Consider the following 24,119-nt stretch of genomic DNA (forward strand, 5'->3'; position numbering starts at 1 on the left):
CTATGAAAAGATATGAAAATCAAGTCGCCGCCATCACGGGTGGCGCGACAGGTTTAGGTAAAGCTATTGCTCAGCGCTTCGCAGAGGAAGGCGCAAAACTTGCCCTGATTGACTTTAATGATGAGCTATTAGAAAAAACTAAAGCAGAATTCGAAGCCGCTGGTTACGAAGTTTTAACTTGCCAGGGTGACATTTCTTCTGAAGCAAGCGTCAATGCCGCTTTTGATAAAATTGAAGCAACTTATGGCCAACTCGATGTGATGGTAAATTCAGCTGGCATTGTGGGGCCCACAAAAATCAATTTTGCAGATGTGGATCTGGCTGACTTTGAAAAAGTTAATGCAGTCAACCTGACTGGCTCATTCCTCACGGCCAAAGCTGCGGTAAAAATAATGGAGAAACGCAATTATGGGCGCATCCTCCTCATTGCTTCAATTGCCGGTAAAGAAGGCAACGCGGGCATGACTTGTTACTCAACTTCAAAAGCTGGTGTGATTGGCTTAGTGAAAGCCGCTGGTAAAGAATATGCTGAAACGGGCATCACTATTAATGGCTTAGCACCGGCAGTTATTCGCACTGCCTTCATCGAAACTATTCCAGATGATCAAGTTAAGTACATGACCGATAAAATACCCATGAAACGCTGTGGTACACTAGATGAAGTCACTGGCATCTGCGCTTATATTTGCTCACCTGAAGCCGCTTTCAATACTGGTTATACTTTCGATATTAGTGGTGGTCGCGCAACCTATTAATTTTTAAAGGAGCAACAGATGCTATTAAAAGAAAAAGTCGTCATCGTCACCGGTTCTGCCAATGGACTTGGCAAAGGCATAGCCCGAGCCTGTCACGCCGATGGAGCCAAAGTTGTCATTGCGGACTTGGAACAATCTGCCTGTCAATTAGTCGTGGATGAACTCGGGTCAAATGCTTTGGCCGTAGCCTGTGATGTATGTAGTGATGAAGCACAACAAAATGTCATTGATAAGGCTATTGAGAAATGGGGTCGCGTGGACTGCATTGTCAATAATGCTGGTATCAACTTTGCTAAACCTTTCCTAGAAACCACTAAGCAAGACTGGGACAAGGTTCTCAACACCAATTTGCGTGCGGTCTTTTTCTTTATGCAAAAACTCTGTAAATACTGGATCGACAATCAAACCAAGGGGTCAATTGTGAATATTTCCAGTGTTCACAATCAAGCGACTTTACCAGGTGCTGGCCCCTATGCCGCTACTAAAAATGGCTTGTTGGGAATCATGAAATGTGCCGTCAATGAATTGAGCAGCAAGGGTATTCGCGTCAACACCGTCTCACCGGGTCTATGCAACACGAATATTTGGCAGGACATCATTGAAGCCGCACCTAATGAAAAAGAATGCCTAGATTATTGGAAGCAACAAATACCTATTGGTCGCCCCAGTGAACCAGAAGAAATTGGTTACACGGTGTCTTTCTTACTCAGTGATCGTTCCAGCTCCACTACAGGCACAAACATCTATTTGGATGGCGGCATGACGAGTCAACTAATCAGTCAAGCCCCTTATGATTCAGAGAGTATCGACTAAGACTAAAAAATTAATTTATAACACCATAAAAAACTTAAACTCGCCAGAAATGATATGACTAAAGATACCTGTAGCCCCTACGTGAAACGGACTAATTGCTGGCAGTAAATAATTAAACTAAAAAAAGGAAAATAAAACAATGAAACTCATTCGTTTTGGTGAAAAGGGTTCAGAGAAACCCGGCGTATTACTTGAAGATGGAAAAAGAATTGATGTCAGCTCAATTGTAGCTGATTTTGATTATGATTTTTTCAAAAACGATGGACTGAATAAACTCGCTCAAGCTGATTTATCTCAATGCCCAAGCGTAGCAGCTGATGTGCGCTTAGGCGCCCCGGTTAAACGTCCTGGCAAAATCATTTGCATTGGTTTAAACTTCAAGGATCACGCGGAAGAATCAAATATGGCCATCCCCGCAGAACCCGTGGTCTTTTTCAAAGCTACCAGCTCACTTGTTGGCCCCAACGATGATGTCATCATCCCAAAAGATTCGGAAAAAACTGACTGGGAAGTGGAGCTCGCCTTTGTCATGGGCAAAGATGCCTCTTACGTTTCTCAAGAAGAAGCCTTGGATTACCTCGGGGGTTATGTACTTCACAACGATGTTTCTGAGCGTGCTTTCCAGTTGGAAATGGGCGGTCAGTGGGTTAAGGGCAAGAGCTGCGACACCTTTGCACCCCTCGGTCCCTACATCGCTACTGCCGATGAAATTTCCGATATCAACAATCTTAAAATGTGGTTGACGGTCAATGGCGAAACGAAACAGGATGGCACAACGGCTAACCTGATTTTCGATATCCCCTACATCATTTCTTACCTCAGTCGTTTCATGACTTTAGAGGCTGGTGATGTGATCTCGACTGGTACGCCGGCGGGTGTTGGCTTTGGCTTTAATCCACAACAATACCTCAAGGATGGCGACGTGGTGGAATTAGGTATTGAGGGTCTGGGTTCTTCTAAACAAACCTTCAGAGCCTACCAAGCTTAAAATATCCTGCCCCGACCCTTTGTTGGGGCTTTCACACAAAAGGAAAAAGATGAAAAACTATCAGGCACAAATTTGTTTAGAGCAAAAAGCTCAACTAGGCGAAGGCCCCCTCTGGGATCACGACAAGCAAGCCCTTTTATGGGTAGATATTCTCGGCAATAAGTTACAATGCTATGATCCCGAGACGGAACAGAATCAAGTTCTTGCAGAAATTCCCCATGTCTCAACTGTTGTTAAGAGAGCGAATGGTGGACTGGTGATCACCACGCCTGATGGTTTTTATTCCTTTAATGAAGAAACAAAAGAGCTCTCCCCCATCAATTTACCTGAGCAAAACAATCCTCAAGTTCGTTTTAACGATGGTAAATGCGATCCTGCTGGTCGTTTTTGGGCGGGAACTATTGGCTATGAAACCAAACCCGAAACCGCCAAGCTTTATTGCTTAGAAGCCACTGGTGAACTCAGTGAAAAATTGGACAAGATCACCATTTCCAATGGCATTTGCTGGAATGGTGATAAAATGTACTACATCGATTCTCCAACTAAACAAATTCACCGCTTTGATTACGATCAAGCCACTGGCTCCATAAGCAATAAGCACATCCTCTTTGACGTGGGTCCAGAAGGTGGCTTCCCCGATGGTATGTGCCTGGATCAAGAAGGTTGCCTATGGGTAGCTTTTTGGGGAGAATCCATGGTGCGCCGCATCTCTGCCGATGGTGAAGAATTAGCCCAAGTTCACATACCAGGAGCTAGCCAAGTTAGCGCCTGTGCTCTAGGCGGTAAAGCTGGCGACACCCTCTTCATCACCACTGCTGCAGTAGAAATGGAAGACGAAGTCAATGCAGGTAAACTTTTCTCAGTAAAAGTCGACGCCAAAGCTGCCCCCACCTACTGCTTCGCTGGGTAAATCAACACGAACAAGTTCTACAGACACTTCCCCCCTTCCTACAGATTTCTATTTCAAATAGAAAATACATCTACCCAATACTAAATTTGAAGAAAAAAGATATATGTTTTCATATAAATCTGAAGAAAAAAGATATATGTTTCTACAGATATTTGAAGAAAAAAGATATATGTTTTCATAGAAATTTGAATAAAAAAGATATATGTTTTCATAGAAATTTGAAGAAAAAAGATATATCATTATCTTTAGAGTGAAGGGTAAAGATATATAAAATCTGGAATCATAATGTATAGAAGTAAAGAAACTCATTTACAAAAGTGGTACTCTAAAAATCGCCGAAAACCACTTGTCATTAGGGGGGCTAGACAAGTTGGCAAATCCACACTAGTAAGAAACTTCGCTAAATCACAGGCTATTGACCTATTCGAGATAAATTTAGAAAGGCACAAAAACTTAGAATTTATTTTCAAAGAATCAAATACAAAAGAAGTTTTGAAAGAACTCTCTTTTGCTATCGGTAAAGGGAGTATTAAAACTGAAAATAGTCTCTTATTTTTGGATGAGATACAAGCCACTCCAAGTGCTATACCTCTATTGCGTTATTTGTATGAGGATTACCCTAATTTAGCTATTGTATGTGCGGGTTCCTTATTAGAATTCACATTGGCAGATCACAGTTATTCTATGCCAGTGGGAAGAGTTGAGTATATGTATTTACAACCTATGTCATTTTCAGAATTTCTTTTAGCTCATAACATTTCTGATCTGTATGAACTCATTACAAATCTTACTACACATTCTATCCCTCTATCAGCACACCAAAGATTGATAGAACATTTTCGAGATTATTTGTTAATAGGCGGCATGCCTGAAGCTGTCCTAGCCAGTAGTGAAGGTGAAGACAGTGAGAGTATTTTTGATATACAAGCTTCGATAATCGAAACATATATAGATGATTTTGCTAAATATGGTAAAGGTAATCAATTAAATCGTTTACAATATTTGTTTAAATATATACCTGCCAATTTAGGGCAAAAAGTAAAATACTCACACATTGATCCCCATAGCCAAGCTCGCGACATAAAGCCAATTATTGATTTACTCGATAAAGCTGGAATCATATCAAAAGCTTATCACTGCAATTCTAATGGCCTGCCTCTACGCTCAGAAATAAATACCAAAGTACAGAAGCTATATTTCCTTGACGTAGGCTTAGTCAATAAAATATGTGGTATTCAACATATTAGTTTAGAAGATTTAAAGAGTATAGACTTTATCAACAAGGGTCAACTAGCTGAACAATTTATAGCTCAGCAGTTTCTTGCTACTGAAAAAGCCAACCAAATTCCTGAATTAAATTATTGGGTCAGAGAAGCCAAAGCAAACAATGCAGAAATTGACTTTATAAAAGTAATAAATGGAGATATTTATCCTGTAGAGGTCAAAGCTGGTAAATCTGGAACAATGAAATCATTACATCTTTTCATGTATGAAAAAAAGTCCTCTAAAGCTCTTAGATTTGACCTTAACCCACCGAGTACACAGCAAGTAAAAACTAGCTTCAAATTTGGTATAGGCTCAGCGGAAGTAAGTTATGACTTAATCTCACTACCTGTTTATATGGCTGAATTTGTGCAAAAATTTATAAATTGATAACCCCAATTCATCGCATTTGAATAAAACTTAAAATTTAATAAAATAGCTTACGAAATAAAATCGCAGATTCTCTATCTTTAAACCTATAAAGATAGAGAGCACAATTACTCGGTGATCCACAAAGCTTGTAGGCAGGCAATAAAGCCCTTGTTCTGGAACCAATCGTTGAGCACCGCGGTTTGATTGGATCGTAGACCGATTCTCAGTGCATCAATTTCCAGCTCTTTTAAGTCAACTTCGAAGCTGTTGATCGCTTGCTGATTACGCACTTTAGGGATAGTCCAAAGCTGAGTGAATTGACTCAGTTCTTTAAAGCCACTTTTGACGGTGAGTTCATATTCCCAATCTAAGTTTTCGGGTGAATGACACATCAAATAAACTTTAAAGTTTTTCCCAGAGTCTATATAGCCTTGTAAATTTTCTATCTCGATATACAAACCACGGGGGTGGCACCAATAGGATTGACCGGGGCCGAAAGCAACACCGCCATCGGCATACTCTTTTGCCTCAAGACCTTGCGCATGTGCAATGACAGTGCGATCAAAATGATAAGCACGGCTTTTTTCTTCCGTAGTCGCATCGCCAAAACAATCCATGTAATAAACGATTTGTTCATCACTAGGGATTTGTTCTTTGACCCATTGATCTTGTTCCGCTTGTATCTCCGCCAAGGGTTCGCGAAGTTTTTTATCATAATCACTTGGCGCAATATAATTTTCTTTTAAAAGGTCCACAATTTCTTCATTAGGCTGCAGGTCTTGCGCATCGAGCCCCCAAAAGCGAATCCATGGCTTGCGACCACTGAAACGCAAGGTCATTTCATCACCTGCTTGATAAGACTCCATGGCTTGATCAATATCATCTAAGCGACAGGCTTTGGGAGCCTTTAGAGTCAATTTTAGGTCCTTTAATAAAGGCATATCTAAATACAGTACACAGTGTTTACGCTCGCCCTCGCCTATTGTATGAACTTTCCATGCTTCGTGCCCTAGTCCTTCAAACTCGGCAAGATCAAGGACGCTAAAATACCGATAATGGCAACCACTACCAAGACTTCAATGAGAGTGAATTTTTTCATCATAAATTCTCCGCTTTAAATTTGAGGTGAGTCTCTGATTTTTTATAATCCTGTGATGAAATAGCGTGAATTGTCATTTCCAAAGCTTGTTGCGCCAAATGCTCAATATCTAGCTCAATTTTTCGTACGGGAGTCGAATAATAAAGTGGCACCTGTTTGTTACTTTGAATTATCAAGGGATTTGTTAAACCGTGCTGGCTCATTAAAGAACTAAGCTCTAGAGCTACCACATCATTGCGAACTATAATGTTATCAAAGCCCTTATTTTTGATCAATTCTAACAAGCTATCTACCGGCGTATTTGTAGATAGATGAACAAATTCTTGATAGTTTGTTAAGTAATGATGATGAGCTTTTTCGTCCAAAGATCCCAGATACAAAATTTTATCACCCTCATTTAACATATTTTGGGCAAGTGCATGAAAACTCTCTTCTGAATATTCAATTTTTAGCTGATAATTTTCATGTTTACCTAATTTACAAATAGGAATGTGATAACCCATGGCCTGATCAATAGCTGTTTGAGAAAAGTAAGCCGAAGAAATAATACCATCTAAACGCCCTGCCTGGCAGTCATTCTCCAACATGCCAAAGTGACTTAATTCGTGCAATTGATCTTTCTTATCATAGTTCAAAACATAAAAACGAATATGACAATGATTTTTTTGACTCTGTTCCTGTAAGTAACTGGTGAGAACATTTTGATACTGACTCTTGTGATTCACATCCATTAAACCGAAAGCTAAACCAATGCGCCACAAACCTTTTGGTTGGGATTTTAGGTTAAGTACCACGGTCCCTAAACCACGCTTGCGCCCCAGCATACCAGATTCAACCAAGAGATTCATTGCGGGAGTTACAGAGTTATGACTGTAGTTGAGAACTTTACGCAACTCTTCTTGACTGGGCAATTTATCTCCTACTGACAATTCATTGCTAGCAATATACCTCACTATATCGCGACAACATGCTGCCACCTGACTATCTGGATTTACTATCATACTTATTCACCTTTATTATATATACTCATATAAGAGTATAACTAAAAACAAAGAAAAGCAAGCCTTTTAAACTTACTTTTTAAGCTTTTACACTGAAAGAATATCGAAACTAAAGATGTGTGCCTCACCACTCCAGCCAACCACATTCTTTAATGTGATTTTAGAATAACTTGTATTTAATGGGATTTTGATCAAACGTTTAAAGTTCAATTCTAGCTTAATCGTTTCGACAACAGCACCATTTTCGTCACTTAAATCAAGCTCAAATGACTTGATCAATTGACCTGGCATTTTCGCTTTTTCATCTTCCAAAGTATCACTACATGGCATGCGCTTTTTACGACTAAAATCACTATCGCCAAGCAAGCGAATGACGCCCCCACTTTGCACTTTAGCAAAGCTCCAAGTTACACTGTCATCGGACTTGAGCCACAATCCATTATCACGCCCCTCTAGATCACGCTCCAGCTCGTTCAATAATGGATCTGCCTTGTCACAACTGGAAGTCAATTCACCCCCTATTTTTAAAGCTGATAAGGCTTGTGTTTTCCATGGTATATACTGGTCATCTTCGATGAGTTGGCGCTGCAATTCTGCTATGTGATTCTCATACACACCACGACAGTCTGTTTTCTCTTTAAAAGCTAAAGCAGCCGCTGCACCAACAGCCTGCCCCATCACTGCAGTTGTCCCCATAACTCTGGTAGAACTCATAGCCATGTGAGTGGCAGAAATATTGCGGCCAGCAAAGAATAAATTACTGATATCTTTAGAATAAAGTGAGCGATAAGGAATGCCGTAACAATGGGGTGTTTCATGGAAAATCGTCGGAAATCCGCGGTAGGCTATAGCATCGGGGTGATGGTCATCCATCTCCCAACCACCATGACAGACGCGATCATCAAAACGTCCTTCTTTTTCCAAATCATTTTGAGTTAATAAATGATCTCCAACGTAACGAATATTTTCGCGCTTTCCAGGTAAGGATCCCACCCATTCTAAGGTCCAATTATCACATATTCCCGAGGGATCATTTTTCATCATACCCCAAACACCATAAGCAATGGACATGGCTTCATCGCGAATGTCATCTGCATCATCTAAAGTATCCATTAATCCACCAAACTCCAACCACCAAAAGTTGTTGTGCTTAGGTGTTAAATTCCTACTCTCTAATTCTTCTCTTTTAAACTTCCTCGCCCAGGGAGGTGCCACGAAAGGCTCTTTATGACCAGGCACTTCACGCAATTGCATGAGGATAGAACTACCCATGGTTTTATCATCAGCTTGCTCAGGGGCATGTGACTCATCAAATTCCCCACGAGCTTCTCGGCCATGCCTAGTTTCCGCTCCACTTATACGCAATACAGAGTCCCCAGAACAATCGGCAAAGAAGTCAGCTTGTACTTCTACCCAGCATTGACGAGTCAGATGCCATGCGGCTACTGATCGAATCTTCGAACCTTCAGTTTTAACTTCATTAACGCTACAACTATAAATGACTTCTAAATTTTCTTCTTCGCGACAAATGCCGTATAAAACATCATCCCAGAGGGTGTATTTCATTTCACTATTATAATAAATATTACGCAGCATAATCTCTTCAAGAATACCCGCTTCTTTATTATCAGCGCCCCGCGCCCCGCAAATCCACATGCGAATTTCTGACGATGCATTACCTCCCAATACTGATCTATCTTGAATCAAAATTGTTTTCAAGCCTCTACGAGCTGCTGCAATAGAGGCACAAACGCCAGCCATGCCCCCACCGACAACACAAAAATCAGCTTGTTTCACCTCTCGAGGAAAATTATTTTCATTTAAAACAACATTATACATAACAAAACCTTTTTATTATACTCATTAATAAGAATAACTATATAACCCAAAATAACCTATACAAATCTAAATTGTCATAAAATCTATAATTGCGGCATAAGTTCTATAACTAAGCCCTTATAATCTTCGACTCCACTAAGGGATAAGACCTTAGCTTTTAAGCTCAAATTGATGTGATCTTGCTTAAACACCTGCCCTATTTTCCAATTACCTTCAAGCTCATACTCAATAGAGCTTGGCGCATTTTCAAAGCTATGTATCACTAAATAAGCACTCTCTTTTGCGTAACGCGCGAAGATTTGATATCCCTTCGGGTGCAAGTAACTACTCACGCCATGGCGAACAATGCGAATGTATCCTTGAGGAATGGACTTTTTTATCTGTAGGTACATTTCTTGACCCGCCTGCATAATCTGCTTTTGTTGCACATTCAGCAAAAATAAATCGCCACTCAAACACATACGCCCCATAAAAGTTGCCGCCATTGAATAATAAACTCGGCTCACATTATCATCTTCTCGCAAAACGGCCCAAATTTGATTCTTGCGCATGGCAATTTGCATGGCCGTATTGGCCGCAATAATAGGAATATCTGTTCCTTCATGAGAATCGGAAAAACCGCCCATGCTCGCCAAATCCATAAAACTAGGTTCTAAACGGTGGCCACCAGAACTACAGACCTCAATCACTAAATCGGGGATTTCTTCACGCATGCGACGATAAAAAGCCTGCACCCCTGCTAAATGCTGACGAAGACCTTCGCCCAAGGATTCAGCGCCATCACAACCCATTCCAATGGTATCGTTATAATCTGTTTTAATGTAAGAAATGTGATTATTTTTTAAGGTCTTAATAACTTTTTCGGCTAAATAATCGTGCACTTCTTGTTTGCGAAAATCTAAAAAACGGCGAGTCCCTCGCTGCAAGACAAAGCCATCAACTTTAAGCAAAAGCTCTTCTCGATGGAAAAGCTCGGAACCTTCGGTACAATTTTCTAATTCAAACCAAATACCAGGAATAAAACCTTTTTCTTGTAATTTCAAACATAGGTTTTTAAAGCCATTAGGATAAATAGTCTTGCTCACATTCCAGTCACCTAAGCCCTGCTGACAGCCAGGCTCATCATTAAACCAACCATCATCCATCACTAAATACTTAACATGTGAGCCAGCTAAAGCATCAGCAATTTTTAAAATATTATCTTCGGATGGGTGCCCCCAAGTGGTACACCAATCATTAAACACTATGGGAAGATCCTGCTCAGATTGAGGGAGCGATTCAAGTTCTCTTAATTGGTATTGCACCAAGCGATTTTGTAAATCCTCTATGCCACCACAACAAGTACTCACAATGGCTTGTGGAGTCGCAAAACTCTCATTTGGCTTAAGGTTCTTTAGCCAATGAGCGTGTTCACGATCACCTTGACCACCACTCAAGGAAACAAAGTCACCACGACGATAAAATTCCATTTGCCAAGAACCGGGTTGCGCTAATTGTGCCCCCCACATCACTTGATGCTGACGATCTTCTAGACCAATAAAGGGAAAATAGTCCTTAACAGGCATGGACCCCACTTGTCCATAACGCATTGTTCTAGCGCCGTGACCACTCCACGACCTCTCAAAGTTACAATCCTCAGCAGAACGTACTTCATGTTTACCTTCAGCTGACCAAGTGCTTAGAAAACGATGGAAATAATAAGCTCCTTCCCCGTCGTCTTGCTGAAAAGGCGAAAGGCCATCTAGGCAAAATGAACTTACATTCTCTAATTTTACTTCAGTTTCACCTCGATTAATCACTTTAGATGAAAGAAGCACATAATCATTTTCATGATTAAACTCCAACTTATGCTCCACTTCTAAATCAAAATATTTGTGTTTCAAGATCGTAATCACCCTATTACCTTCCACTCGCTGATCTTGAAAAAGGAGATTACTTTCCGTACTGCGCATGCTGCTACCCGCACTAAAGGCTCCCGGCGAAACCTCCCCTACACACTTAATCTGGACTAAATCATGCACTTTATAAGCTGGCCAATCACCTCCAAAAACTTTGATAATGGGAACGCATGTGGCCAAATCATTAATATTTTTGCGATGTTCCACGAGCTCATTCTTTTTAGCTCTGGGGTAAAGACTGAAGCCCACAGTCTGATCCTCGTTTATAAAATAAACAAATTCAGTATCATGGGAACTAAAACGTGACAATTCTTTAATGGGCATAATTTATTTCCTTTTATTATTACATCCTAACTTTACAAATGATTTTTATCGTTTAAATATAAAAAAAATGCTATTTATGGTAAAATCATGCTTAATAAATTTAATCAAATTAAATATGGAAATACTAATTTATTCTTTAAAAATATAAATTTTGAGCTTCCTTATAAATTATTAAATTTCGGCCGAGAAAGAGTCGTTTCTAGCGACTACAGATGGCACGGTCTAAAACGTGGCAAGTTGGAAACTGCCATCTGGCAATACACTTTATCCGGCTCTGGTAAGTTAAGAAGCAATAATACGACTTACACTATTCAACCTCATCAAGCCATGTTAGTCACAAGTCCGGATGATCACGAATACTTCTTTGATTCCATGGACTCCCACTGGGAATTCATTTACCTAAGTTTTTGTGGTACAGACTTAGTTCAACACTACAAAAACTTAATTGCCAAAACATCGCCTGTTTGTAGCCTACCCATCAATTCCAAGCTGATAAGTTTATTTTTGCAGCTCACGCAAAACCCTCACTTAAGCGATAGTCAAACACAAGTCCAGCACTCACAACTATGCTATCAATTTATTATGGAACTCCATCAAGAGATCTTAGCCGACAAACAAAAGCCTCTCCCCCAAGCAATACAAAATGTTTTAAATCATATCAACCACCACCTCAATCAAGCCATCAGCATCGATGAAATGGCCTCGGTCGCCAAATTGAGTCGCTATCATTTCTCTAGAGTTTTTTCAAAGGCCATAGGCATAAGCCCCAATGAATACCTCATCAAAACAAAAATGGAATACGCCCAAAAATTGCTTTTCACGCAAAACCTCAGCGTCAAACAACTCGCCCACGAATGCGGCTATCACGACCCCAGCTACTTTTGCAAAGTCTTTAAAAAACATTTTGGTCATTCACCTAAAGCCGATTTAAGCTAAGAAAATATTAAAAAAGACCTTGAATTATACATACCAAGGATTGAATTTACAGTGATATAACTTATTATAACCATAAATACACAAATTAATCTTCATACAAATAAAGAGTAGAGACTTAAGGTAACAATATTATGAAAAAAGCTGTTATTATCGGAACCAGCTTAAATGTGGATTCACGGTCTCAAGAGTTGGCTCAAATTTTTGAAGAAAAATTGACGAATAAAAAGGTTGATGTTTGTAGATTTGATATGAGAGAATTCAATCTACCATTTGCGGGAGCTTCAGGATCTTGGGATTCTGAAGAAACAAAAAAAATACATGAAGAGGTGGTTTCGGCATCTCACATTGTTTTTTCAGTCCCCATATATTGCTATGATGTCAATGCTGTTGCCAAAAATATCATTGAATTGATTGGTCATTCTTTTACAGATAAAGTTATTGGCTTTATATGCTCAGCAGGAGGCTCTAGTAGCTATATGTCTGTCATGGGATTTGCGAATCACCTTATGTTAGATTTTAGAAGTGTCATTGTACCAAGGTTTGTCTATGCTGAGGATAAAGATTGGTCTGAAGGTCAGGTAAATGAAATTATTAAGGAGAGATTTGATCTACTTATTGATGATTTATCGGCTATTCAAATAGCAAGAAACGAGCAGGTATGACTATAGAGAAATTCATCTACTCCGCTCGAGAATTCACTCAGTTAGAACTTTAGCTTATTGGAATTAATAAATGAAATTACATTTAATTAGACATGCTAAGACTAGGGCTAATGCTAATGGCTTCTTGTCTTGTGAAACTGAAGAGCCTTTGAATCAGGAGGGCTTCCAACAAGCAAGCTTGTTGGCAAAGTATATTGCCACAATTCAGTTCGATAAAATTTGGTGTAGCCCCCTTTTAAGAGCTATACAAACACTTGCCCCATTTATAGAGTCAGCTCGGTTTACGCCTGAATATTGGCCTCTTTTATGCGAGGGCCAATTAAACTTTAATGCTTTGGCTCCTATTTCTACCCCCGAGTTTTCCAAAGAATCAAATCTTCCTAAAGCTTCCGAGTCTGTAGGTAGTTTTCGGGGTCGAGTTTCAGAGTTTCTTTCAATGATAGCTAATGAAAACACAGATAAAATAGTTATTTGTATCACCCATGGTCACTTTATTCGTGAAGCCTTAAATCTATTTTTAGGTGCGTCAAATTATACAAGATTTCCAGTCGGTAATTGCTCAGACACTTTAATTGAGCTAGGTGAGCATCAATTTATTCACTACGTAAACCGAACTACAATCTAAGAAAAAGTGTAATTGAGTCCTTATATGCCAACAAAACCCTTTCATATTCTCGCCAAACCTTCGGGACCTATTTGCAACCTGGATTGTGACTACTGTTTCTACTTAGACAAGGTCGAACTCTTTGAGAATGAAAAGTCTTTTAAAATGCCTCCAGATGTGCTCGAACAGCACATAAAAACCTACATCTCTTCCCAAGTCAACAATGGCGCAGAAATCAACTTTGCCTGGCAGGGCGGTGAACCCACCTTGATGGGACTGGATTACTTCAAAAAGATTGTTGAACTGCAAAAGAAATACGCCCCAGCTCATGCAAATATCACCAATGCCATGCAAACCAATGGCACATTATTAGATGATGAATGGTGTATCTTTTTAAGGGAGAATAATTTTCTTGTGGGTATCAGTATTGATGGACCCGAGGATCTGCACGATCACTACCGCAAAGACAAAGCTCGCCGCGGTACCTTCAATCAAGTTATGAGAGGACTTTTGTTGCTCCAACAACACAAGGTTGAATACAATACTCTCACCGTGGTCCAAAGCCACAACGGCGATCATCCTCAGAGAGTTTATGAATTCCTCAAATCTATTGGCTCACAATTTATGCAATTCATCCCCATTGTTGAGCCTACGCATGGCTCAAAGGTCAATGAGCGCTCTGTACGACCCAAGCAATGGGGGGACTTTATGATCAGTATTTTTGAACAATGGCGCAAAAATGATATTGGGAAAATTTTTATTCAGCATTTCGATGGTGCCTTAGCTAATGAGCTCAAAATGCCCGGTTCCATCTGTGTTCACTCACCAGAGTGTGGCCGTTCTTTAGCCATCGAACACAACGGGAATGTCTACAGTTGTGATCACTTTGTCTACGACAAAGATCTAGTAGGTAACATCATGACACAATCCTACGAGGAAATTGTAGACAGCCCACAACAGCTGCAATTCGGTCGCGATAAATATGAAAAAATGCCCAGTAAGTGCCTTAAATGTCCTGTTCGTCCCCAATGCCATGGTGGATGCCCAGCTCACCGCTTTACCAGTACTTCCAATGGAGAGAAACACCTCAATTACCTCTGTGAAGGGTATTTTGATTTCTTCACTCATCTCAGCCCTTATCTAAAAGCCATGGGAATGGCCTTGCGCAAGCGCCTCCCTGCCACTGAATACTACCAATTCATGCCTAAACAAGATATAGGACGCAACGATCCATGTCCTTGCGGAAGTGGTAAGAAATCCAAAGCCTGCCATGCCTAAAACACCCATCATCACCAGCACACATAACTAAAAATCAAACAGTTGAAAAAACGGTAAAAAAGGTTGCAAAACTATCGAAAAAGGGAGCAGTTCCTTGCTTAGATGATTGTCTGGGGGACATGGTGTCGCAGGTTCAAATCCTGTCGTTCCGACCATTTACTAAAAAGCACTTACATTTCTGTAAGTGCTTTTTTTTTGGAAAAATAGGTTTCAAAACTCATCAAAGAGATTTGGCCTTCCAGTGATTGGGATAATGAATTCCAATACACGGGCTTATGTCTGTAAATCTTAGAAGTTAAATTTTCTGCTGATTAATTTAGTTCTATAATAGAGAGCTTTCTGTACCAAACGGGTTGGCCGTGATATTGAACGCCGATGCGACCATTATGAGGCAAATCCTTGAGTGCTGTTTTAAATTTATTTTTAGTGCCATCTGGATTTTTATTTGCTGTGTTCCAATCGTTGATATTTAGGTTCTGAACCTCGACTCCATTGAGTACCACCTTGATTTTTGGCCCTTTACAGGTCAAAACCATAGTATTCCATTCTCCATCGGGTTTAACAGCGATTTCAGAAGGTTCTTTAGCGTCGTATAACGAGCCTACTACGTGCTTACCATTGTAGAGCCCTGGTGATGCCACCTGTATTTCAAAACCTTCCTGTACTGGATTGTTTATATTCGTTCTAAAAAATATTCCACTATTGCATTCTTCAGAAGTTTTAAACTCGACAGTGAGCTCGAAATTTGAGAAACTCTTTTTAGTCCAGACGATGTAGCCTGGTTTTTCCGATGGATAAAGTAAGCCGTCTTTTAATACCCATTTGCTATTCATTTCAAGCTCGTCAGCGCTTAATAAATTGATGGCTTCATTCTTGCCAAAAGATGATAAGGATAGAAAGCTCAGTGCAAGTAAAAATTGTATTTTGAGAAGTTTTTTCATATTGGAGTTCCAAATATTTAAGATTATAAAATAAAGTTTTTGTTAAGAATACTACTTTGCCAATGACTCCATGTAATCAATGACATCAGTTAGTTGTTTTTTGCTCATATTCGGTGCCAAAGTCGGCATGATTGGCTGGTAGCCTTTAGCTACTTCTTCTGCTGGTTTAGTAATTGAGCGACGAAGGTAAGCGCGGTCCGCGTGGACTTTTTCTTCTTTGCCATTTTTAATGACCGTTCTCATGCTTTTAGCCAAGCCTTTAAAAGTCGGCCCCACGAGTTTAGACCCATCGAGACTATGACAAGACATGCAGAGTGCACGATAGACTTCTGCACCGGGATGTTCATTACTGGACGTAAAAACATTTGAGATAAGCTCCACATGAGATGGTACTGATTTGGCAATCATTACTTTATTTTGTGGTATTTTATTGAGTGTGTAGTAAGCATCACCAGTAAAGAGCTGGGCTCCGGATTTCGATGCAAAATTATTCGCTAAGCGCAAGTTAATGACATGCTTTTCTTTCATCCCAGCGATTTCAACAAAGACCTTTTTTAGATCTTGGCTTGGTGTGACCGAAAGCACCTCTAATTGTTGCTTATCAATTTTTGGCCCTCCGTAATTACGAGTCGGCTTATATGTCCACTGATTAATGCGATAAAGACTTTTAGTCCAGGCAATATTTTCTGCTACGGGTTCAGTAAATTCGATCTCTATACCATTGCTCTTTGCGCGGATCGCAAGCATCTCGAAAATTGACTGATCATAGAGTTTAACACGCATGATGCCGTCATGCTTTAAACCCTCTGTAGCCCAGTTCCCCCCCATACCACAACCGCCTAAATATAAGTAATTGTCTTTATCAAAAATCGTTCTGTTAATTGAGGCTCTCAAATTCTGAGTAAAACGAAAGGCAGCTGATTGATATTCGCCATCAATTTTTTCAAAGAAAATTCTCTTTAGACCACCATGGTGAATGTCACCAATGAGCAATTGATCTTTATATATTCCATGGGGAACAAAAGAACCTTGAGTTGGTGAGTTAGCTATTTCATTTTGCTGCAACCACGCGGCGGGTTGTGTGACTTCTTTATCCGCAAAAGCATGTTTCGGCGAGTAGGTATGATTATAAAAAGCACCTTCTTTAATATGCATAATTTTGTTTGCGGGTAGATAATCTCCCTGATTATCTGCTACAAACATGTCTCCTGCGGCATTAATCATTAAGCCATTTGGAGTGCGCAAACCAGCAAGCACAACACGGTAATCACCACTTTTGGGATCAATCTCGATAATGGTCCCACGATCTTTTGTCTGCGGATTAGTCGTAACTCCACCGGGGTTAACTGCCACAGCTAGAGCAATATAAAATTTACCATCTTTATAAAGTGGTCCAAAAGAAAATTCATGAAAATTTGTCGTAACGTCCCATTTATTTGAGATACAGACATACTCATCTGCCACACCATCTTTATCGGTATCATCCAAGCGTGTCAATTCACTTTTCTGTAGAACATAAACTTGATCATCGACTACCTTTATACCTAGGGCTTCATGTAAGCCCTCTGCATACTTAATGTATTTGTGCTCTTCTTGTGGTGCGAGAGGATTCTCTAGAATATAAACCCTTCCCTTGGCATCCCATAGAGAAATAGCTAAACGGCCATCGGAAAAGAAATCAAATCCACTGACGCGAAATTTCGAAATATTTGGACTAATATCTTGGTAATCAATGCTGGGATTAATACTGAGTAATTTTTCACCAAAGCCAGGAGAGCGATCAAATACATGGCTAGTGGCATTAACGGGATCTGCCATAATACCTGGTATTAGACTAAAGAGGCTTAATAAGATAGTTTTGTACATTATTTAACCTCCAAAGTAATGGAACCATTTTGGCTCACTTCAAATTTATTCAAGTTGATTTTTTCTCCCTTTTTGAGACCTGAGATAAGAAAATTACGGTAAAATCTCCCTTGCTTGAATTCGGGACTTTCGATAATTTTAATACTTGAAGCATCTGACCTAAGTATTTTACATGTCAGGGTTTTTCTCACTGGTGAATAAGAGACATATTGAGCTTCTTTCGCGCCTAGAGACCACACATCCTGAGTCTTACGTTCCACAATTATTTCACCATGTGAAATGGGTTGAGGACCATGTCCCCCCGAATTATACACGGCACCTACAAATTCAACACCAGGCTTTTTATCAGATGCCTGCCAATACTTCCAAAAGCTCCCCTTATGAGTGTCGTAGGCGATAAAATCCTTGCTAAACTGAAAAACTAGAATTCTTGCCCGTAAATCTAAATTACAGCGAAAAGCTCCTTCTTGAGCATAGACTTGGCTACTGATAGCCATGATCAAAAGTAGTAAATACTTCATAATTTCCTTTTAAGTTTTATTATAATGTTTGTGATTAATTTATTAGTAAATATGATGAGCTAAATCAATAGCCCATAGCCGCTTCCATATACATTTTTTTAGCAGCTCTATCCGTCAATCCATAAGGTAAAAAGTATTTAATGACACTGCCATCAGTGACTAAGAGATTATAATTACCGGTATTATTATGGAATTTGGAATCTCCTGCAAGTCCTCCTGATTGAGTAAATGCATCATAAACAAAGGGTTTGCGTGTTTTTTCCGACCATAATGTGTAATTATTGGGGTCGGCATGAAAACCTAAAGCATAGACTTGATCCCATGTTACTGGGTATCCAATATTGCGGGACATAAAACCCTGGTATGACCTGTCTTTAAAATTCCATTTATCAGCAAGATAGTAATCCGAACTTTGATCTATTTCAGTGGCCGGGCAGGCATAAACAGCTGAATCTCTAGGCCCTAAGTAGGGTTCTAAAAAGGGCGCACCATCAGAATGGATATTCACATTGGACCATTCATTTGGACTAGTATTTACATTATATACGCTTAAGGTCATCCAATCAGGGCCCTGATCATTTGTAAAAACCATATTGTCATTGTCATCGGCAAAGAGTACTTGAGCCGTGTAAACTTGCTTCAAATTACTTTTGCAGACAGCAATTCTCGAAGTCATGCGTGCCTTGGAAAGGCTGGGCAGTAATAACGAACCCAAAATTCCGATAATGGCCACTACAAGCAATAGTTCAATCAATGTGAATTTCTGTTTCATCTTTACCTCGTTAATAAAGTTTATTATTCTAATACTAAAAATATAAGAGGCGCATGTTTAATCAGCGTAACAAATGACTAGAAAAATTTTTATTAAAAGTTAGGTGTTTTTACACGGACATCTGTGAAATTATTTAACTTGGCTGAGTTTATCATTGATAAGCATCGCCTTATCTTTAACGAAGAACTGAACTTCCAGCCAAGGGTTATTCCCTTCATTATTGTTGATAATTTTAATTTCATTATCACCATCGCTTGCCTGGCATTAATTATTTCTGATGGGAGGCTCTTTTAGTTTATTCCAGTTCAGGTCGTAAACACCTACAAATTCAACACCAGGCTTTTTATCAGATGCCTGCCAATACTTCCAAAAGCTCCCCTTATGAGTGTCGTAGGCGATAAAATCCTTGCTAAATTGAAAAAATTAGAATCTTGCCCGTAAATCTAAATTACAGCGAAAAGCTCCTTCTTGAGCATAGACTTGGCTACTGATAGCCATGATCAAAAGTAGGAAATACTTCATGATTTCCTTTTTAGTTTTATGATAATGTTTGTGATTAATTTATTAGTATATATGATGAGCTAAATCAATAGCCCATAGCCGCTTCCATATACATTTTTTTAGCAGCTGTATCCGCCAAGCTATAAGGTAGATAGTATTTAACGACACTGCCATCAGTGACCAAGAGATTATAATTTCCGGTATTATTATGGAATTTGGAATCTCCTGCAAGCCCTCCTGATTGAGAAAATGCATCAATAACAAAGGGCTTTCGCGTTTTTTCAGCCCATAGCCTTGTGTGTATACTAGCACTATCAAAACCTAAAGCATAGACTTCATCCCATTTAACTGGGTATCCACTATTCCTATCCATAAACCCCTCGTAGGACCTATCTTTAAAACCCCATTTATTAGTGGGATAGTAATCTGAAGTTTTATCTATTTCAGTAGCCGGGCAAGCATAAACCGCGGAATCACTTGGTCCTAAATAGGGTACTAAAAAAGGCGATCCATCTGAATGAATAAACTGTCCAGCGTATTTATTTTTAGGGAGACCATCAGAATCAAAATTTTTATTAAACTTCGTTAAAGTCATCCATTCAGGACCCTTGTTATTTGTAAAAACCATATCGTCATTGTCATCGGCAAAAAGTACTTGAGCCGTGTAAACTTGCTTCAAATTACTTTTGCAGACAGCAATTCTCGAAGTCATGCGTGCCTTGGAAAGGCTGGGCAGTAATAACGAACCCAAAATTCCGATAATGGCCACTACAACCAATAGTTCAATCAATGTGAATTTCTGTTTCATCTTTACCTATTTAATAAAGTTTATTATTCTAATACTAAAAACATAAGAGGCGCATGTTTAATCAGCGTAACAAATGACAGGAAAATTGATTATAATTCGCGAATTTTTATATTGCGGAACCAAACTGGATCACCGTGATCCTGCAAACAAATAAAGCCTTGCTTATTTTCCGAAAAACCGGGATACTTTTTGAACTTTGAACCCGCAATCAAAGCTCTCCATTCCGCACTCTTCACATCAAAATCGGCCGTCTTGACTCCATTGAGAAAAAACTGATAATGACTGCCCTTTACAATGATATGCACATCATTCCATGCCATTGCCTTATTAACGGCTCCCTCTGGCGCTGCAATTAAATCATAGCAGGACCCTGCTTTGGTCAATGGATTTTTTGCATTGGGATGTTTCTCGTCATCAAGAATTTGCATCTCTACTCCTGACATCCATGGATACTGATATCTCTCAGAACTTCTGATAAAGATCCCACTATTGCCACGCTCAGAAATCTTCCATTGCAACTTTAGTTCAAAGTCTTTAAAGGGCTGATTATAAACAATGTGCTGACCTCCCTTTTCTGTTAAGTGAATAGCACTATCTTCTACGATCCATTTTCCATTAATTCCCTGACTGTTATAATTCCTCCAGCCTTGTAAATCTTGGCCATTAAAGAGGCTCTGCCATTCATTATTTTGATTTGAGATACAGCCGGTCAATAGAGCCATTAAACTGATTAAAATATACTTCATTTTTGTTCCTATATGTACTAAAATATTGTTGAAAAATTATTTAACTTGGCTGAGTTTATCATTGATAAGCATCGCCTTATCTTTAACGAAGAACTGAACTTCCAGCCAAGGGTTATTCCCTTCATTATTGTTGATAATTTTAATTTCATTATCACCATCGCTTGCCTGGCATGAATTATTTCTGATGGGAAGCTCTTTTAGTTTATTCCAGTTCAGGTCGTAAACACCTACGGAATCCCCCCCCATATACCAGAGGTAATGTCCTGATTTAACTTCACCAACTATGGTCATTTCACCTTCACCAATCTGAATGACAGGATCTTTCAACACTGACTCTTTCTCAGGTAAAAAACGCAGATCTTCTATTAGCACGGAGGTTTTTGATTTTACATTATTAAAGCCAATTCCAATACCAGTGATTTTATTTGACCTCCAGCGCTTGTAGGCATTTAGAAATGGCCAGCGCGCATCTACCCAGGAGACCTGAGGAGATGGGATTTCTATATATCTTTTTCCCTTAAAGTCCAAATGGACAATATAATCCCTGGAACCATCGCCTTTGGTGCGAACGACCAAAGTAGAGCCACTGCCATCACCGTGCACAACAAGTCCTAGGCCACCAGCTTGGTCAATATTACTATTTACTGGATACCAAGATAGCGTATCATTTTTACTGTTCACTTGATTGAGTTGTACATCAGAATTATTGGCACAAGTAATGCGAACTCCATTTGATTCTTGAGTAAAAGTTACGGACCCCTTGACTCGAATTTTCTTTTGTGGGTTTTTCTCATTGGGATTGGGCATAATGCGATAATTAATTTTTGTATTCTTATCATTATCAACTTTTTTCTCTTCAATCACTACGCCAGAGGCACCCTGAAACTTATCCAGCATATCATTGAACTTCTTATCTTCAGCACTTTCAGTTTTTGATAGCGCATTCACCACATCAATATTTCTTTTAAAGTCAGACATGACGCGAATAATAAATTCAGGATTTTGCTGGTCATAAGGATTCTCCACTTTCATGCTTTGACCGGGGCGCAAGTACTGGTAAGGATACACTGTCCCATGTTCCTGGTGATAAGTCCAGCCACGATCATTTTTGCCTTTCATCATTCTGAAAGGAACCACGCTAAGCGCCTCCCCCTCACCCTCAAAGCGAAAGAGTTCATCAATCAATGAATAACGCGCTTCCCATGGATTCTTATACCATGAATTGAAGATGCGTTCTCTAATGTGTGCAGGTAATTGGCTCCCGTATTTACTCCATTGCTTAAAAACCTTGGCATAAAAATCAATAAGTCCGTGCTGATTAATAATTTCTGTTGTCACGTCGTGAAAACCAGCTTGCGCTGATACAGCCAGCTGACGCCCCGCTGCTGCATTGGCTGGAATTGCCCAGACATAGGCATAGGGACTACTCGCCGACCAATGACTTTGGTGTAAGCCCAACTTCATATCAACAGCGTATGGAATCCCTTTAGGTCTTGTAGCTCTCCATGGATCTTCAGCCATTTTTACTGAGTTAAACATCCCTTCAATAAAGCCCCAAGTGAGTCCTGGTCCCGAGGTGCTGCCATGCATTGGCGTTTTAATATGCTTATAGACTTCACCCATGAATTTGGTGTCGCCGTAATTATACATCATTTCGTGAACCTCAAGTGCATCAAAATTAACAATACCTGCATTTATATCGTTATGAAATTCACCAAAATTCTTTGCCATTTCTTTCATTAACTTAGAGTCAGGGTCTGGTGCAAAAGCAATGCCGTAAATTCTGTAAAGCCCTCGTGCTGGGCTGTCTACTTTGTGATTAGTGGCAACTGAATTACCAAAACCACGCTTGCAGCCTTTCAAAGTCCAGGTCTTGTCACCATTATCAACAAAGGATTTAAAAGTGATGAGCTCATTGCCTATTTGAATACATTTACGATTAAAAATATTGTCCCAGCGATAATTAGTATCAAACTCTGTTCTCTGCTCATTCGTTTCAGTCACTATGATTTCAGTGGCCTGTGAACTAATATCTGTAGCAAGCTTACCTTTCCACCAAGTCGCCAATTGCGCATGGGGAGTTTCGCCAAGATACTCTGGGTGCTTCCCTCCTAATGCATAACTTATACTTCTAAGAGTGAGCTGCATATCTTTATTTTTGAGCAATTGGCCAAAGGCCTCCATATCTTTACGACCATCTGGAAAGATATCATGATTGACCTCAAGGTTATCTCGGTCATTAGCCCAGTAACGCCCTCCCCAGGAATTTAAATGCATGTAAAGTTTTGAGATACCAAATTTATTTGCCACTTGTGAAATCTCTTTCAAATCTTCTGGTTTGCGAGGACCTATGATCATTTCACTTGTATGCTTTTTACAAACTAATTCTATGTAATCAGCAATCCACTGCTTGGCACGTTCCACAGTCCATTCACCATCGACATTTGGATGGGGCATATCTTCATTGGCCCATACTTTGTAAAGTACTTCATCTTCTTCGAGTCCTTCTTTTGAGGCCCACATAGAGATACTACCAAGCGGCAAGTCATCTGAGCGCTGCAACACACCAAAAAACTTAGGATCATCCTTGAAGCGACTACTTTTTTTAGTAACGCTATCCAGTGGCATCCAACTGGTATGTGCCAGTTTTCTCATGGTTAAAACAGTTGCATTTTCATTCTCAAGATTTTTCATGGAAATGAGTTTAAGAATGAAGTAATCACCCTTGTCAATTGTCTTAAAAGTAAAACTTGGGAGTTCTCCCTTCGCAGGAGCCACAGTAATTTCACCTTGATTGTATGAAGCATGCTTCAGTTCTACCGTACGTCTTTTTCCATCCTTGAGTCCATAGACATTTTCAAGCAAGGTCACACTAAACAATGGACCTAGCTTATTGTATTGATTTAAGCTTTCACCATGGGACAGGACTTTTCTAAGTTTGCCATTTGAATTTATGCTTATACTCAGTTGATCATTGCCTAAGTTAAAATTACTTAAAGACGAATTTAAATGTACGTCCGCAAAGAGAGTCAGACTTACAAAGACCGTGAGAAAAATTTTATACACCATTTTTTACCTTTATTTCATTAAATTATTTGCTAAAATAAGAGGAAAGTGTTTAATAGCGTAACAGATGAACAAGCCATAATTCAATCTTTTCATTAATTACATAATAAAAAAGCCTCTTTTATGACATAAAGCCTAGGCAAATTTGTATTAAAA

General features: G+C 39.5%; 22 protein-coding genes. 10 read left to right on the forward strand and 12 right to left on the reverse strand.

Going from position 1 to position 24,119, the window contains the following annotated elements; genetic code table 11:
* Window positions 1–2: 2 nt before the first annotated feature.
* The 5 genes from LNTAR_RS11580 to LNTAR_RS11600 all read left to right on the forward strand — a co-directional run bounded on the left by LNTAR_RS11580 (window position 3) and on the right by LNTAR_RS11600 (window position 5,119).
* Window positions 3–755 carry an SDR family NAD(P)-dependent oxidoreductase gene (locus tag LNTAR_RS11580; protein WP_007278897.1) on the forward strand — a complete coding sequence of 251 codons (753 nt, stop codon included), beginning with the start codon at window positions 3–5 and terminating at the stop codon, window positions 753–755.
* An 18-nt stretch (window positions 756–773) separates the two neighbouring features.
* Window positions 774–1,568, forward strand: a complete 795-nt coding sequence (locus LNTAR_RS11585; protein ID WP_007278898.1) for an SDR family NAD(P)-dependent oxidoreductase — start codon at window positions 774–776, stop codon at window positions 1,566–1,568.
* Between the two features lie 139 nt (window positions 1,569–1,707).
* Window positions 1,708–2,556 carry a fumarylacetoacetate hydrolase family protein gene (locus tag LNTAR_RS11590; protein ID WP_007278899.1) on the forward strand — a complete coding sequence of 283 codons (849 nt, stop codon included), beginning with the start codon at window positions 1,708–1,710 and terminating at the stop codon, window positions 2,554–2,556.
* Between the two features lie 49 nt (window positions 2,557–2,605).
* Window positions 2,606–3,466 carry an SMP-30/gluconolactonase/LRE family protein gene (locus LNTAR_RS11595; RefSeq protein ID WP_007278900.1) on the forward strand — a complete coding sequence of 287 codons (861 nt, stop codon included), beginning with the start codon at window positions 2,606–2,608 and terminating at the stop codon, window positions 3,464–3,466.
* A gap of 285 nt (window positions 3,467–3,751) precedes the next feature.
* Window positions 3,752–5,119 carry an ATP-binding protein gene (locus LNTAR_RS11600; protein ID WP_007278901.1) on the forward strand — a complete coding sequence of 456 codons (1,368 nt, stop codon included), beginning with the start codon at window positions 3,752–3,754 and terminating at the stop codon, window positions 5,117–5,119.
* 107 nt (window positions 5,120–5,226) lie between these two features.
* Here the strand turns inward: LNTAR_RS11600 and LNTAR_RS11605 are convergent, their stop codons facing one another.
* The 5 genes from LNTAR_RS11605 to LNTAR_RS11620 all read right to left on the reverse strand — a co-directional run bounded on the left by LNTAR_RS11605 (window position 5,227) and on the right by LNTAR_RS11620 (window position 11,262).
* Window positions 5,227–6,018: a hypothetical protein gene (locus LNTAR_RS11605; protein ID WP_040914780.1), complete on the reverse strand. Its 792-nt coding sequence runs from the start codon at window positions 6,016–6,018 to the stop codon at window positions 5,227–5,229.
* A 92-nt stretch (window positions 6,019–6,110) separates the two neighbouring features.
* Complete coding sequence (locus tag LNTAR_RS26630; RefSeq protein WP_085955262.1) at window positions 6,111–6,203, reverse strand: type IV pilin protein; 93 nt, start codon at window positions 6,201–6,203, stop codon at window positions 6,111–6,113.
* The gene (locus LNTAR_RS11610; RefSeq protein WP_007278904.1) at window positions 6,200–7,201 is read right to left on the reverse strand and encodes a GntR family transcriptional regulator; all 1,002 of its coding nucleotides are present in this window, start codon (window positions 7,199–7,201) and stop codon (window positions 6,200–6,202) included. The genes LNTAR_RS26630 and LNTAR_RS11610 overlap by 4 nt, the downstream gene beginning before the upstream one ends.
* Before the next feature lie 87 nt (window positions 7,202–7,288).
* Entirely contained in the window at window positions 7,289–9,040 is a 1,752-nt protein-coding gene (locus tag LNTAR_RS11615; protein WP_007278905.1) for an FAD-dependent oxidoreductase, read from the reverse strand.
* A gap of 83 nt (window positions 9,041–9,123) precedes the next feature.
* Window positions 9,124–11,262 carry an alpha-galactosidase gene (locus LNTAR_RS11620; protein WP_007278906.1) on the reverse strand — a complete coding sequence of 713 codons (2,139 nt, stop codon included), beginning with the start codon at window positions 11,260–11,262 and terminating at the stop codon, window positions 9,124–9,126.
* Window positions 11,263–11,349: 87 nt separating this feature from the next.
* On the opposite strand from LNTAR_RS11620, the gene LNTAR_RS11625 reads away from it, so the two are divergent.
* The 4 genes from LNTAR_RS11625 to LNTAR_RS11640 all read left to right on the forward strand — a co-directional run bounded on the left by LNTAR_RS11625 (window position 11,350) and on the right by LNTAR_RS11640 (window position 14,742).
* Entirely contained in the window at window positions 11,350–12,198 is an 849-nt protein-coding gene (locus LNTAR_RS11625; protein ID WP_007278907.1) for an AraC family transcriptional regulator, read from the forward strand.
* Between the two features lie 131 nt (window positions 12,199–12,329).
* Entirely contained in the window at window positions 12,330–12,860 is a 531-nt protein-coding gene (locus LNTAR_RS11630; protein WP_007278908.1) for an NADPH-dependent FMN reductase, read from the forward strand.
* 70 nt (window positions 12,861–12,930) lie between these two features.
* Window positions 12,931–13,485 carry a histidine phosphatase family protein gene (locus LNTAR_RS25610; protein WP_007278909.1) on the forward strand — a complete coding sequence of 185 codons (555 nt, stop codon included), beginning with the start codon at window positions 12,931–12,933 and terminating at the stop codon, window positions 13,483–13,485.
* A 24-nt stretch (window positions 13,486–13,509) separates the two neighbouring features.
* A complete protein-coding gene (locus LNTAR_RS11640; protein ID WP_007278910.1) occupies window positions 13,510–14,742 on the forward strand; it encodes an anaerobic sulfatase maturase in 1,233 nt (410 codons plus the stop codon).
* Window positions 14,743–15,053: 311 nt separating this feature from the next.
* Here LNTAR_RS11640 and LNTAR_RS11645 read toward each other — a convergent pair whose 3' ends face one another.
* From LNTAR_RS11645 to LNTAR_RS25615, 4 genes are all read right to left on the reverse strand, one after another.
* On the reverse strand, window positions 15,054–15,683 hold the full coding sequence (locus LNTAR_RS11645) for a 3-keto-disaccharide hydrolase (protein ID WP_007278911.1): 630 nt from the start codon (window positions 15,681–15,683) through the stop codon (window positions 15,054–15,056).
* Between the two features lie 51 nt (window positions 15,684–15,734).
* Entirely contained in the window at window positions 15,735–17,549 is a 1,815-nt protein-coding gene (locus LNTAR_RS11650) for a c-type cytochrome (RefSeq protein ID WP_007278912.1), read from the reverse strand.
* Complete coding sequence (locus LNTAR_RS11655) at window positions 17,549–18,070, reverse strand: hypothetical protein (RefSeq protein ID WP_007278913.1); 522 nt, start codon at window positions 18,068–18,070, stop codon at window positions 17,549–17,551. Before LNTAR_RS11655 ends, LNTAR_RS11650 begins: the two co-directional genes overlap by 1 nt.
* Window positions 18,071–18,134: 64 nt before the next feature.
* Window positions 18,135–18,842, reverse strand: coding sequence for a type II secretion system protein (locus tag LNTAR_RS25615; RefSeq protein WP_007278914.1), 708 nt, complete (start codon window positions 18,840–18,842; stop codon window positions 18,135–18,137).
* 123 nt (window positions 18,843–18,965) lie between these two features.
* On the opposite strand from LNTAR_RS25615, the gene LNTAR_RS27190 reads away from it, so the two are divergent.
* Complete coding sequence (locus tag LNTAR_RS27190; protein ID WP_157473512.1) at window positions 18,966–19,136, forward strand: hypothetical protein; 171 nt, start codon at window positions 18,966–18,968, stop codon at window positions 19,134–19,136.
* A gap of 292 nt (window positions 19,137–19,428) precedes the next feature.
* Here LNTAR_RS27190 and LNTAR_RS26635 read toward each other — a convergent pair whose 3' ends face one another.
* The 3 genes from LNTAR_RS26635 to LNTAR_RS11675 all read right to left on the reverse strand — a co-directional run bounded on the left by LNTAR_RS26635 (window position 19,429) and on the right by LNTAR_RS11675 (window position 23,966).
* Window positions 19,429–20,151 carry a prepilin-type N-terminal cleavage/methylation domain-containing protein gene (locus LNTAR_RS26635; RefSeq protein ID WP_007278915.1) on the reverse strand — a complete coding sequence of 241 codons (723 nt, stop codon included), beginning with the start codon at window positions 20,149–20,151 and terminating at the stop codon, window positions 19,429–19,431.
* An 89-nt stretch (window positions 20,152–20,240) separates the two neighbouring features.
* Window positions 20,241–20,897, reverse strand: coding sequence for a 3-keto-disaccharide hydrolase (locus LNTAR_RS11670; RefSeq protein WP_007278916.1), 657 nt, complete (start codon window positions 20,895–20,897; stop codon window positions 20,241–20,243).
* 36 nt (window positions 20,898–20,933) lie between these two features.
* A complete protein-coding gene (locus LNTAR_RS11675) occupies window positions 20,934–23,966 on the reverse strand; it encodes a hypothetical protein (protein ID WP_040914781.1) in 3,033 nt (1,010 codons plus the stop codon).
* Window positions 23,967–24,119: the final 153 nt, after the last annotated feature.

The organism is Lentisphaera araneosa HTCC2155, from assembly GCF_000170755.1.
Classification (GTDB): Bacteria; Verrucomicrobiota; Lentisphaeria; order Lentisphaerales; family Lentisphaeraceae; genus Lentisphaera; species Lentisphaera araneosa.

Bases quoted from the DNA above. Each gene is read 5' to 3' on its own strand.
- LNTAR_RS25615 (WP_007278914.1), bottom strand. From the start codon at position 18,842: ATGAAACAGAAATTCACATTGATTGAACTATTGCTTGTAGTGGCCATT.
- LNTAR_RS11585 (WP_007278898.1), top strand. From the start codon at position 774: ATGCTATTAAAAGAAAAAGTCGTCATCGTCACCGGTTCTGCCAATGGA.
- LNTAR_RS11580 (WP_007278897.1), top strand. From the start codon at position 3: ATGAAAAGATATGAAAATCAAGTCGCCGCCATCACGGGTGGCGCGACA.
- LNTAR_RS11590 (WP_007278899.1), top strand. From the start codon at position 1,708: ATGAAACTCATTCGTTTTGGTGAAAAGGGTTCAGAGAAACCCGGCGTA.
- LNTAR_RS11655 (WP_007278913.1), bottom strand. From the start codon at position 18,070: ATGAAGTATTTACTACTTTTGATCATGGCTATCAGTAGCCAAGTCTAT.
- LNTAR_RS26630 (WP_085955262.1), bottom strand. From the start codon at position 6,203: ATGATGAAAAAATTCACTCTCATTGAAGTCTTGGTAGTGGTTGCCATT.
- LNTAR_RS11610 (WP_007278904.1), bottom strand. From the start codon at position 7,201: ATGATAGTAAATCCAGATAGTCAGGTGGCAGCATGTTGTCGCGATATA.
- LNTAR_RS11600 (WP_007278901.1), top strand. From the start codon at position 3,752: ATGTATAGAAGTAAAGAAACTCATTTACAAAAGTGGTACTCTAAAAAT.
- LNTAR_RS11625 (WP_007278907.1), top strand. From the start codon at position 11,350: ATGCTTAATAAATTTAATCAAATTAAATATGGAAATACTAATTTATTC.
- LNTAR_RS11670 (WP_007278916.1), bottom strand. From the start codon at position 20,897: ATGAAGTATATTTTAATCAGTTTAATGGCTCTATTGACCGGCTGTATC.
- LNTAR_RS11675 (WP_040914781.1), bottom strand. From the start codon at position 23,966: ATGGTGTATAAAATTTTTCTCACGGTCTTTGTAAGTCTGACTCTCTTT.
- LNTAR_RS11650 (WP_007278912.1), bottom strand. From the start codon at position 17,549: ATGTACAAAACTATCTTATTAAGCCTCTTTAGTCTAATACCAGGTATT.
- LNTAR_RS11630 (WP_007278908.1), top strand. From the start codon at position 12,330: ATGAAAAAAGCTGTTATTATCGGAACCAGCTTAAATGTGGATTCACGG.
- LNTAR_RS26635 (WP_007278915.1), bottom strand. From the start codon at position 20,151: ATGAAACAGAAATTCACATTGATTGAACTATTGGTTGTAGTGGCCATT.
- LNTAR_RS11595 (WP_007278900.1), top strand. From the start codon at position 2,606: ATGAAAAACTATCAGGCACAAATTTGTTTAGAGCAAAAAGCTCAACTA.
- LNTAR_RS11640 (WP_007278910.1), top strand. From the start codon at position 13,510: ATGCCAACAAAACCCTTTCATATTCTCGCCAAACCTTCGGGACCTATT.
- LNTAR_RS11620 (WP_007278906.1), bottom strand. From the start codon at position 11,262: ATGCCCATTAAAGAATTGTCACGTTTTAGTTCCCATGATACTGAATTT.
- LNTAR_RS11615 (WP_007278905.1), bottom strand. From the start codon at position 9,040: ATGTATAATGTTGTTTTAAATGAAAATAATTTTCCTCGAGAGGTGAAA.
- LNTAR_RS25610 (WP_007278909.1), top strand. From the start codon at position 12,931: ATGAAATTACATTTAATTAGACATGCTAAGACTAGGGCTAATGCTAAT.
- LNTAR_RS11645 (WP_007278911.1), bottom strand. From the start codon at position 15,683: ATGAAAAAACTTCTCAAAATACAATTTTTACTTGCACTGAGCTTTCTA.